This is a genomic window from Nocardia shimofusensis NBRC 100134 (genome assembly GCF_001613125.1).
GTDB lineage: Bacteria > Actinomycetota > Actinomycetes > Mycobacteriales > Mycobacteriaceae > Nocardia > Nocardia shimofusensis.
In genome coordinates, this window is sequence record NZ_BDBT01000006.1 from 104,721 (window position 1) to 115,598 (window position 10,878).

A 10,878-nucleotide genomic window follows, 5' to 3' on the forward strand; every position below is an offset into this window, starting at 1 on the left:
CCGGTCGATCATGACGGTCGGCGGCGACTCCGGGTACCGGGTGCGTGACTCAGAGGATGCCGTACGCGCGGGTGTCGGCATCGCGCAGCGCGCTGACATAGTCGTCACGCCCGCGGCTCGTCCCGTTCGCGCCGGGGGGCACGGCGAGCAACCCCCGGAACTCGTCGACGCCGCGGTACTCCTTGCGGCGCATCCACTGACACAGGGTGTCGAGCAGGACGGCGGCGTACTCGGGACCATGGCGCAACAGCGCCGACGCCGACTGCACGACATCGGCCCCGGCCAGTAGGTACCCGACGACGTCGGCGCCGTCCTCGACTCCTCCGCTGCCGGCGAGTGCGGCGTCGATCCGCCCGCGCAGCAGGGAGATCCAGGTCAGCGGCAGGCGGGATTCGGCCGCGGTGGACAACTGGATGTCCGGGACGACGGTGCGGGTCTCGCAGTCGATGCCCGGCTGCAGGAACCGGTTGAACAGCACCAGCCCGTCGGCGCCCGCCTCGTCGAGACGCAGCGCCATTTCCGCGACAGAACTGAAATAGGGGCTGATCTTGACCACCACCGGCACGGTGACGGCGTCCTTGACCCGGGCCAGGACGTCGAGGTGTCGTTGCTCGACGTCCCTTCCGCTGATGTGCGGATCACCTGGCAGGAAGTAGATGTTCAGCTCGATCGCGGCCGCGCCGGCGTCCTGCATGGACCTGGCATGACCGGTCCAGCCGCCCGGGGTGACGCCGTTGAGGCTGCCGATCACCGGAATCGGCACGACCCGCGCGGCGCGTTCGAGCAGACTCAGGTACCGGCGCGGGCCGTGATCCTCCGCGGCTCGCTCCGGAAAATACGACAGGGACTCGGCGTAGCTCTGCGAACCGTGCTCGGTCAATGCCGCATTGCGCTGCGCTTCGCGCATCAGTTGCTCTTCGAACAGCGAATAGAGCACCACCGCGCCGACGCCCGCGTCGGCGAGCCTGCGGACGCCCTCGACCGTCCGCGAGAGCGGGGACGCCGCCGCCACGAGCGGATTCCGCAGTGCCAGACCCAGGTACCGCGTCGACAGGTCCATCAGCGAGCCTTCCGAGCGTCGGCGGTGAAGTGTTGCGGCCCTTGGGAAGCCATCTGCTCGTAGCGGCTCCAGCGTTGCGCGATCGCCTCTTCGGCGAGGGCGAGGATCCGGTTGTACTCGGCCGGGTCGCTGTTGGCCAGCGCGCGATAGCGCAGTTCCCGGCTGCGGTATTCGTCGAGGGAGATGCGCGGGCGGTGCGAGTCGAGCAGGAACGGGTTCCGCCCGGCCGCCCGCAGCATCGGGTCGTAGCGGATCAGCGGCCAATGCCCGCTGGCCACCGCGCGGTACTGCTGATCCATCCCCTGACGCATGTCGATGCCGTGCGCGATGCACTGGCTGTAGGCGATCACCAGCGAGGGGCCCTCGTAGGCCTCGGCTTCGCGCATCGCCTGCAATGTGTGCTGGGCATCGGCGCCCATCGCGACGCGGGCGACGTAGACGTTGCCGTACGCGATAGCCTGCAACGCGAGATCCTTCATCGGTACGGTCTTGCCCGCGGCGGCGAACTTCGCGATCGCGCCGAGCGGGGTGGCCTTGGACATCTGCCCGCCGGTGTTGGAGTACACCTCGGTGTCGAGGACCAGGATATTGACGTTGCGGCCGCCGGCCAGAACGTGGTCGAGTCCGCCCGCGCCGATGTCGTAAGCCCAGCCGTCACCCCCGACGATCCACACGCTGCGCCGCACCAGATGATCGAGCACACTGCGCAGGTCGGCGGTCAGCGCCGGATCGAGCTGTGCGAGCAGGGTGTCGAGTTCGGCCACCCGCTCCCGTTGGGCGCGCAGCTCGGACTCGCGCAGTTGCGGCGCGGTCAGGATGTCGTCGACGAGAGCGGGCCCGATCACGTCCCGCAGCTCGGTCAGACGGCGCCGGGCGAGGTCGGTGTGTTCGTCGGCGGCGAGCCGCAACCCGAGCCCGAATTCGGCGTTGTCCTCGAACAGCGAATTGGACCAGGCGGGTCCGCGCCCGTCCGCGTCGGTCGTCCACGGGGTGGTGGGCAGATTGGCGCCGTAGATGGACGAGCAGCCCGTGGCGTTGGCGATCATCGCCCGGTCGCCGAACAGCTGCGAGAGCAGCTTCAGATACGGGGTTTCCCCACAGCCCGCGCAGGCGCCGGGGAACTCGAACAGCGGCTCGAGGAACTGGGTGCCGCGGACGGTCCCGAAGTCGACGCGGGAGCGGTTGACCGCGGGCAGGGATTCGAAGAACGCGATGTTCTCCCGCTCGGTGGCCACCCGGGGTTCGCGGGGGGTGAGATTGATGGCCTTGGCGGGTGGGGTGCCGGGAGTGAGCGCGGGACAGGCCTCGACGCACAGGCCGCAGCCGGTGCAGGCCTCGACGTAGACCTGCAGGCTGTAGCGGGCCTGCGGCAGACCGACGGCCCCGAGCGGGGCCGACGGGAAGGCAGGCGGGGCGCCGGTGAGCCGGCCCTCGTCGTAGAACTTGGTGCGGATCACGCTGTGCGGGCAGACGAAACCGCAGTTGCCGCACTGGATGCAGGTGTCCGGATCCCAGGCGGCGACGAGTTCGGAGATGTTGCGCTTCTCGTAGGCAGTGGTTCCGCTGGGGTAGCTGCCGTCGACCGGCAACGCGCTGACGGGCAACGCGTCGCCGCGGCCCGCCATCATCTCCGCGGTCACGGTGCGCACGAATTCGGGCGCGTCGTCGGGCACGAGCGGGGCGGGCACGGCGGTGCTGCTCACCCGGTCCGGGACGGCGATCCGGTGCAGGGATTCGACGGCCAGATCGACCGCCTCGAGTTCGCGCCGCACCACGTCGGCGCCGTGGTCGGCATAGGTGGCGGCGACGGCGTCCTTGATCCGGGCGAGCGCCTCCGCCCGGGGGAGCACGTTCGAGATCGCGAAGAAGCAGGTCTGCAGCACCACGTTGATCCGCCCGGCCAAGCCGACCCGGCGGGCGATGCGGCCGGCGTCGACCGCGTAGACGGTCAGGCGCTTGTCGAGGATCTGCCGCTGGACCTGCCGCGGCAGGGCGTCCCACACCTTGTCGGCCGGATACCGGCAGTTCAGCAGCAGCGAGGCGCCGTCCGCGGCGCGGCCGAGCACGTCGACCTTCTCGAGAAACCGGAACTGGTGGCAGCCCACGAAATCGGCCCGGCCGATCAGATACGGCGCCCGGATCGGGCGTGGCCCGAAACGCAGGTGCGAGACGGTCTGTGAGCCGGACTTCTTGGAGTCGTAGACGAAGTAGGCCTGGGCGTGCAGGTCTTCCCGCGCGCCCAGGATCTTGACGGTGTTCTTGTTGGCGCCGACGGTGCCGTCGGAGCCGAGACCGAAGAACACCGCCCGCACCGTGTCGTCGGCCTCGAGATCGAACCCGGGATCGTAGACGATGCTCGTGCCCGACACGTCGTCGTCGATGCCGACGGTGAACCGGCTGCGCGGGTGCTCGCGAGCGAGTTCGGCGAACACCCCGGCCACCATGGCGGGGGTGAACTCCTTCGACGAGAGCCCGTAACGGCCGCCGCAGACCCGCGGCAGATGCGCCCGCCGCCCGGTGGCGTACGCCTCGGCCAGGGCGGCGACGACATCGAGATACAGCGGCTCCCCGAACGAGCCCGGTTCCTTGGTGCGGTCGAGCACCCCGATCGTGCGCACCGTCGCGGGCAGGGCGGCGAGCAGCGCTTCGGCGGGAAACGGCCGATACAGCCGCACCTGCACCGCCCCGACCTTCTCCCCGGACTCGGCGAGCACACGCACCGTTTCGGCGGCGGTCTGCGCTCCCGAGCCCATCAGCACCAGCACCCGCTCCGCCTCGGGATGGCCGGTGTAGTCGACGACGCGCATGTCGCGTCCGGTGCGCTGCCCGAGCTGGGCCATCAGTTCGTCGACCACCGCCGGAACCCGGGCATAGAACGGGTTGACCGTCTCCCGCGCCTGGAAGTAGGTGTCCGGGTTCTGGGCGGTGCCCCGGATGAAAGGGCGTTGCGGCGACAGCGCGCGTCCACGGTGATCGCGGACGAGCCCCTCGGGCACCAGGGCACGCAGGTCGCCGTCGGAGAGGGTCTCGATGGTGTTGAGTTCGTGCGAGGTGCGGAAGCCGTCGAAGAAGTGCAGGAACGGCACCCGGGTGCGCAGGGTGGCGGCCTGCGCCACCAGCGCCAGATCGTGGGCCTCCTGCACCGAGGCCGAAGCGAGCAGGGCGAATCCGGTCTGGCGCACCGCCATCACGTCGGAATGGTCGCCGAAGATCGACAGTCCCTGCGTGGCCAGGGACCGGGCCGCGACGTGCATGACCGCCGAGGTCAGCTCGCCGGCGATCTTGTACATGTTCGGAATCATCAGCAGCAGGCCCTGTGAGGCGGTGAACGTCGTCGCCAGCGCCCCACCCTGCAGGGCGCCGTGCAGCGCGCCCGCCGCCCCGCCCTCGCTCTGCATCTCCACCACGGTCGGCACCGTGCCCCACAGATTGGGCCGTCCGGCGCTGGACCATTCGTCGGCGAGCTCTGCCATCGTCGACGAGGGCGTGATCGGATAGATACAGCACACCTCGTTGAGCCGGTAGGCCACCGAGGCGGTGGCCTCGTTGCCGTCGACCGTCGCACGTGTCATGTCGGCTCCGGGAACATCTCGATGGCATGGACCGGGCACTGCTCGAAGCACTCCGCGCAGCCGGTGCACTTGTCGTAGTCGTAGCGGTAGCCGTGGCCTGCGCCGAGTTTCACGATCGCATCCTCCGGGCACGCCCCGAGGCAACCGTCGCATTCGAAACAGTTCCCGCACGACAGGCACCGGCCCGCCTCGAATGTCGCGGCCTGCGGCGAGAGACCGCCGACCACCTCGTCGAACCCGGCCGTGCGCTGCTCGGCGGGCAGTTCGGGCTGGGCACGCCGGTCGGCGTCGGTGAAGTACCACAGGTGCAGCTGATCGAATGTCGCGATCGGATGCTTGGCAGGCCGGGCGTCGGACGTGCCACGCAGCCAGGCGTCGATATGGTGGGCGGCCTTCTTGCCGTGCCCGACCCCCGCGGTCACGGTGCGTTCGCCGGGCACCATGTCGCCGCCGGCGAAGATGCCGGGGCATCCGGTCATCAGCGACTCGTTCACCCGCACGCTGTCGTCACGGTCGAACTCGACGCCGGGCAGCGTCCGCAGGAACGTCGACTCGGTCTGCTGCCCGATCGCCATGATCACCGTGTCCGCGGTCAGAGTCTCGAGGCGTCCGGTCGGCCGGGGACGACCGGACTCGTCGAGTTCCATGACCTCCACCTGCAGTTCAGGGCCGTCGAACGCGGTGATCGTCCGCAGCCAATTGATCCGTACGCCTTCGCGTTCGGCGTCCTCGGCCTCCTCCGCGTGGGCGGGCATCTGATCGCGGGTGCGTCGGTAGAGGATGACGGTGTCCTGCGCGCCGAGACGGCGGGCGACCCGGGCGGCATCCATGGCGGTGTTCCCGCCGCCGTAGACCGCCACATGCGTGCCCACGTCGGGCCGCTCGCCGGACGCGACGCGACGGAGGAACGACACCGCGTCGACCATCGTCGCGGCGTCGCAGTCGGGGATGTCGACGCGTTTGGACAGATGCGCGCCCACGGCGACGAACGCCGCGGCGAAACCGCCCTCGTCCCGTTCGGCGGCGAGATCTTCGACCCGGTGATCGAGCGTGAAGCGCACGCCCAGGGCGGCGAGACGCCCGATCTCGGTGTCGAGCACGTCCCGGGGCAGCCGGTAGGCGGGGATGCCGTAGCGCATCATTCCGCCGGGTTCGGCTCCGGCATCACGGATTTCGACGTCGTGGCCGCGGCGCGCGAGATGATAGGCGGCCGACAAGCCGCTGGGGCCCGCGCCGACCACCAGGACGCGACGGCCGCTGCGGACCGGCGGCGGGGTGAACGTCCAGCCGTGCTCGCGGGCCTGGTCGCCGAGGAAGCGTTCGACCGCATGGATGGATACCGCCTCGTCGAGACGGCCGCGGTTGCACACGGATTCGCACGGGTGGTAGCACACGCGGCCGTGGATGGCGGCGAACGGATTGTCGTCCACCAGCTGCCGCCAGGCCTGCTCGAACCGGCCTGCCTTCGCGTGCGCCAGCCAGGCCTGGATGTTCTCACCGGCCGGGCAGCGTGCGTTGCACGGCGGCAGCAGATCCACATACACCGGACGCCGCACGCGCTCGGGCCCGGCGCGGGGGCGGCCGTGCCGCAGATCCGGCAGCGCCGTGAGCTCCTGCGAGAGCCGGACCGGAGGCTCTCCGGCCCCGCCGGTGCTGCGCGCCTCAGCAGTCATGCCCCCCACGATAGGACCTGCCGACCGCCCCGGCAGGGCTACCGGGCGTGTCGCTCATCCGCACGTGCGGGAACCAGGACGGGCCGGTGCCCGTTGAAGTAGTCAGCGGTCACCGGGCAGCGCGTCGCTGCCGAGGGTGACCAGAACGGAAGGACCGCCCATGCCCGCCCTGTTGTTCGTGCTCTACGTCGTCGTCGAGATCGCCGCCCTGGTGGCCGTCGCCCAGTGGATCGGCGTCGTCGCGACCATCCTGTTGCTCATCGCGGGCTCCGCGATCGGCATGGCGCTGGTGGGCGCGCAGGGCCGACGGGTGTTCGAGCAGTTCCGGCGGGTGGGCCGGGGTGAGGTGAGGCCGGGGACCGCGGTCGCGGACGGCGTGCTGGTGGCGCTGGGCGCGGTGCTCATGTTCGTGCCCGGCCTGGTGACCTCGGTGGCGGGGCTGCTCCTGCTGGTCCCGTTCACCCGTGCGCTGGTACGGCCGGCGGTGACCGCCCTCGCCGCTCGCAGGGTCGGCGGGCTGGTCGGACAGACCCGCTATCGGGGCGTGGTGATCGATACGGACGGCGATGTGGTGGACGGGATGGTCGTGCGACAGTGGTACGACGACGGTCACGGCGTCGGCCCTCGCGCCATCGACCCGGCCTGAGGACACCGGTCACGCCTGCCAGGCGCCGACCGGAACACGGTGGCCGCGGGCCATACGGCAGACTGGACAGCCGTGCGAACCCAGTTGCTCATCGGTGGCCGCTTCTACAGCTCGAGTTCCCCGGACGCGACCGCCATGGCGGTCACCGACGGCACGGTGGTGTGGCTGGGCGCCGAGCAGCCGGGGCGGGCGCTGCACCCGGACGCGGAGATCATCGATCTGGACGGCGCCTTCGTGGCCCCCGCCTTCGTGGAGCCGCACATCCACCTCACCGCCTACGGCCTGCGCCTGACCGGGCTCGATCTGTCGGGCACCCGCTCGCTGGCCGAGTGCCTGCGCGCGGTCGCCGAGTTCGCCGCCGCGCACTCGGAGACGACCGTCCTGGGTTCGGGCTGGGACGAGACCCGCTGGCCGGAACGCCGCGCCCCCTCCGCCGAGGAACTCGACGCCGCCGCGGGCGCGGGGAAGCGGGTGTATCTGTCCCGGGTGGACGCCCACTCCGCCGCCGTCTCCACCGCCCTGCTGGACGCGGTGCCGCCCGCGACACCCGGCTACACACCGGGTGAGCCGCTGCGCGCCCGAGCGCATCATCTGGTGCGCGCCGCCGCCCTGGCCGGCCTCGATCGCGCCCGCCGTGACCGCGCCCGCCGCGCCGCCCTCGACGCGGCGGCCGCGCACGGCATCGTCGCGGTGCACGAATGCGCGGGCCCGGAGATCGCGGGTCCGGACGATCTGCGCGAACTGCTCGACTTCGAGCACGGCGTGGCGGTGCGGGCGTACTGGGGCGAAGCGGTGCGCACGGCAGGCCAGGCCCGCGAACTGCTCGTGGCCACCGGTGCGCACGCGCTCGGCGGGGATCTGTTCGTCGACGGCTCTCTCGGCTCGCGCACCGCGTGGCTGCGCGAGCCCTATACCGACGCGCCGGGCACCGGCGCGAGCTATCTGGACGCCGACGCGATCGGTGCGCATGTGCGCGCGTGCACCGAGGCGGGTATCCAGGCCGGATTCCACGTCATCGGTGACGCGGGTATGGACGCCGTCGTCGCCGGATTCGAGCAGGCGGTCCGAACGCTGGGCGGCCCCGCGGTGGCCGCGCGCGGCCACCGCGTCGAACACGCCGAGATGATCGATGCCGAGCAGATCGAGAAGCTTGCCCGCTGGGGCGTGATCGCCTCCGTGCAGCCTGCTTTCGACGCTGCCTGGGGCGGACCGGACGGCATGTACGCCGCTCGCCTCGGCGACAAGCGCGCCGCCGGTCTCAACCCCTACGCCGCGATGGCCTCGGCCGGGATCTCGCTGGCCATCGGCTCCGACGCCCCGGTCACCGACATGAATCCGTGGGCGGCGGTCCGCGCGGCGGCCCTGCATCGCACCCCCGAACACGGGATCTCCCCGCGCGCCGCGTTCGCCGCGGCCACCAGGGGCGCCTGGCGCGCGGGCGGCGTCAGGGACGGCGTCGCGGGCACCCTGGTCCCCGGCGCACCCGCCGACTACGCCGTCTGGGAGGCCGACGAACTGGTGGTCGCCGCCTCCACCGCCTCGGTGCAGCGCTGGTCCACCGACCCGCGCTCCCGGGTGCCGGGCCTGCCCGCGCTGGACGCCGATTCGCCGCTGCCGCGCTGCCTGCGCACGGTTCGCGCGGGCGTCACCATCTACGAGGCATGAACATGGGTGAACAGCGCCGGGAAGCGGACGCTCGCGGGAACCCGGCGAGGGGCGCTGCGGAGCCCACCGCGTCCGCGCGCCCGGCGCCGGACAGTGCCGCACCGGTAGCGGCGTATGCCCGCACGAGTTCGCCGGATGCGCATGCGGCCGGTGCGGAGAGACCGCGCACGGCGCAAGCGAGCGCGGACACGACCGCTGCCGATGGGGGCGGGCGTCCGGCAGGGGCAGGCGCAGGCCATGGCGCGGCGGCGGCGAATGCGGGGGTCGGCGCGGCGGCGAGTACGCACGAGAGCCGAGGACGAGCAGGCGCCGTCACGGGTGCTGTGGACGCGGGCGAGAGCGCGGCACAGGCTGATGGCGCGGATTCGGGCAGAAGCCCGGTGTGGGCGACGCTGTCGCGATGGCCCGTGCTGTGGAAATCGGTCGCGGCGATCGTGGCCGGTCTGCTGATATTCGGCAGCTTCCCGCCGCGCCCGTACTGGCTCCTCGCGCCGGTGGGGATCGCGGTGCTCGTCGCGGTACTGCGCGGCGGTGCGCGGCTGCGCGGCGGCTTCGGCTACGGGTTTCTGACGGGACTTGGGTTCTTTCTGCCGCTGCTGCCGTGGACCGGGATCTACGTGGGGCCGGTCCCGTGGCTGGCGCTGTCGGCCGTCTGTGCCGGCTATATCGGCGTGTTCGGCGTGCTGACGCGGTTGCTCGCTCGGCTGCCGGGGTGGCCGGTGTGGGTGGCGCTGGCGTGGGTGAGCGTCGAATGGATGCGGTCGAGCTTTCCGTTCGGCGGATTTCCCTGGGGGCGGCTGGCATTCGGGCAGGCCGACGGGTGGTTCCTGGCGTGGGCCGCGGTGGGCGGCGCGCCGCTGATCGGGTTCGTCGTCGCGTTGGTCGGGTGCGCGTTGGTCGCGCTCGCGCGGGATCTGGCGCCCCCGGTGCGCGGCCGGGCCGCCGCGGGGCAGGAGTCGGCCGCCGGACGCCGGGGATGGCAGCGCCGTGCGGCGCTGATCGCCGTGCTGGTCGTCGCGCTGCCCGGGGCGGGGCTGTTGCTGCGATCCGCGCTGCCCGAGGCGGCCGACGGGGACGATTCGATCACGGTCGCCGCCGTCCAGGGCAGCGTGCCGCGACTGGGTCTGGACTTCAACGCCCAGCGTCGCGCCGTCCTCGACAACCACGTGCGTCGCACCGAGGAGCTGGCCGATCAGGTCGACGCGGGCGAGATGCGCCGCCCCGAGGTGGTCGTCTGGCCGGAGAACTCCTCCGACATCGACCCGCTGCGCAATGCCGACGCGGCCGAACTCATCACCAGGGCCTCCGAGCGCATCGGCGCGCCCATCCTGGTCGGCGCGGTGCTGATCAACGGCGATCGCACCACGACGAATTCGGTCATCGTGTGGGACGGCGCGGCCGGGCCGCGGGAACGTCACGACAAGAAGATCGTCCAGCCCTTCGGCGAGTACCTGCCGATGCGCTCGTTCTTCCGGCTGTTCTCCGAATACGCCGATCGCGCCGGATATTTCGTGCCGGGCGATGGTGACGGCACCGTCCGGGCCGGGGGCGCGCAGATCGGCGTGGCCACCTGCTACGAGGTCGCTTTCGACCGGGCGTTCCGCGATTCGCTGGCCTCGGGGGCGCAGCTGCTCACCGTGCCCACCAACAACGCCACCTTCGGCGACAGCGAGATGACCTATCAGCAGCTGGCCATGTCGCGGGTGCGGGCGGTCGAACACGGCCGCGCGCTGGTCGTCGCCGCCACTTCCGGAGTCAGCGCCATCGTCACCGCCGACGGCGCGATCGAGCAGTCCAGCGAGCTGTTCGTGCCCGCAGCCCTGGTAGCCACCCTGCCGCTGCGTTCGGAGACGACCCCGGCCACCCGGCTCGGCGGCCTCCCCGAACTGCTCGCCGTGGCACTGACCGCAGGCGCGGTCCTGTTCGCTGTCGCCCTCCGTCGCCGGAACAACATCGCGGAGCGCACCGGCAGCCCCGATCAGGGCGCGAAATCCGCCTGACACGGAAGAGGGTGCCTGCGGCACCGATGCGCGCCAGGTTTGCCCGGCGGTGTCTGATTTCGGGTGAACAGCCGTCGGTCGGCCGTCGGTTTTCTCGGCCGATGTCGCCGTCGAGCGACGATGTTCGTCCGGTAGTTCCTGCTGCGCAACAACTTACGGCGAATCGGCCGACGGATCGGCCCTGAATTCATCGCTGGCGCAGTCTGCTTCGAGTCGTGCGAACGACCGACAATTTGGGCCTCTCGGCAATCCGCCCGCGTAC

General features: G+C 71.5%; 6 protein-coding genes. 3 read left to right on the forward strand and 3 right to left on the reverse strand.

Annotated elements, in window-relative coordinates; translation table 11 throughout:
- Positions 1 to 49 precede the first annotated feature (49 nt).
- Genes NS3_RS08765 through NS3_RS08775 form a run of 3 tightly spaced genes read right to left on the reverse strand, consistent with a single transcriptional unit; the run spans position 50 to position 6,305 of the window.
- Entirely contained in the window at positions 50 to 1,060 is a 1,011-nt protein-coding gene (locus NS3_RS08765; protein WP_067856497.1) for a dihydroorotate dehydrogenase-like protein, read from the reverse strand.
- Positions 1,060 to 4,632 carry a pyruvate:ferredoxin (flavodoxin) oxidoreductase gene (nifJ, locus tag NS3_RS08770; RefSeq protein WP_067856501.1) on the reverse strand — a complete coding sequence of 1,191 codons (3,573 nt, stop codon included), beginning with the start codon at positions 4,630 to 4,632 and terminating at the stop codon, positions 1,060 to 1,062. Before nifJ ends, NS3_RS08765 begins: the two co-directional genes overlap by 1 nt.
- Positions 4,629 to 6,305 (reverse strand): NAD(P)-binding protein, encoded by a 1,677-nt coding sequence (locus NS3_RS08775; RefSeq protein WP_067856503.1) that lies wholly within the window; start codon positions 6,303 to 6,305, stop codon positions 4,629 to 4,631. The genes nifJ and NS3_RS08775 overlap by 4 nt, the downstream gene beginning before the upstream one ends.
- A gap of 160 nt (positions 6,306 to 6,465) precedes the next feature.
- Between NS3_RS08775 and NS3_RS08780 the strand changes: the two genes are divergently transcribed.
- From NS3_RS08780 to lnt, 3 genes are all read left to right on the forward strand, one after another.
- A complete protein-coding gene (locus NS3_RS08780; protein ID WP_067856506.1) occupies positions 6,466 to 6,951 on the forward strand; it encodes an FxsA family protein in 486 nt (161 codons plus the stop codon).
- Positions 6,952 to 7,023: 72 nt separating this feature from the next.
- Positions 7,024 to 8,616, forward strand: a complete 1,593-nt coding sequence (locus tag NS3_RS08785; protein WP_067856509.1) for an amidohydrolase — start codon at positions 7,024 to 7,026, stop codon at positions 8,614 to 8,616.
- A gap of 407 nt (positions 8,617 to 9,023) precedes the next feature.
- A complete protein-coding gene (gene lnt / locus NS3_RS08790; RefSeq protein WP_245649525.1) occupies positions 9,024 to 10,616 on the forward strand; it encodes an apolipoprotein N-acyltransferase in 1,593 nt (530 codons plus the stop codon).
- The last annotated feature ends 262 nt before the right edge of the window (positions 10,617 to 10,878 follow it).

Bases quoted from the DNA above. Each gene is read 5' to 3' on its own strand.
- nifJ (WP_067856501.1), bottom strand. From the start codon at position 4,632: ATGACACGTGCGACGGTCGACGGCAACGAGGCCACCGCCTCGGTGGCC.
- NS3_RS08775 (WP_067856503.1), bottom strand. From the start codon at position 6,305: ATGACTGCTGAGGCGCGCAGCACCGGCGGGGCCGGAGAGCCTCCGGTC.
- NS3_RS08765 (WP_067856497.1), bottom strand. From the start codon at position 1,060: ATGGACCTGTCGACGCGGTACCTGGGTCTGGCACTGCGGAATCCGCTC.
- NS3_RS08780 (WP_067856506.1), top strand. From the start codon at position 6,466: ATGCCCGCCCTGTTGTTCGTGCTCTACGTCGTCGTCGAGATCGCCGCC.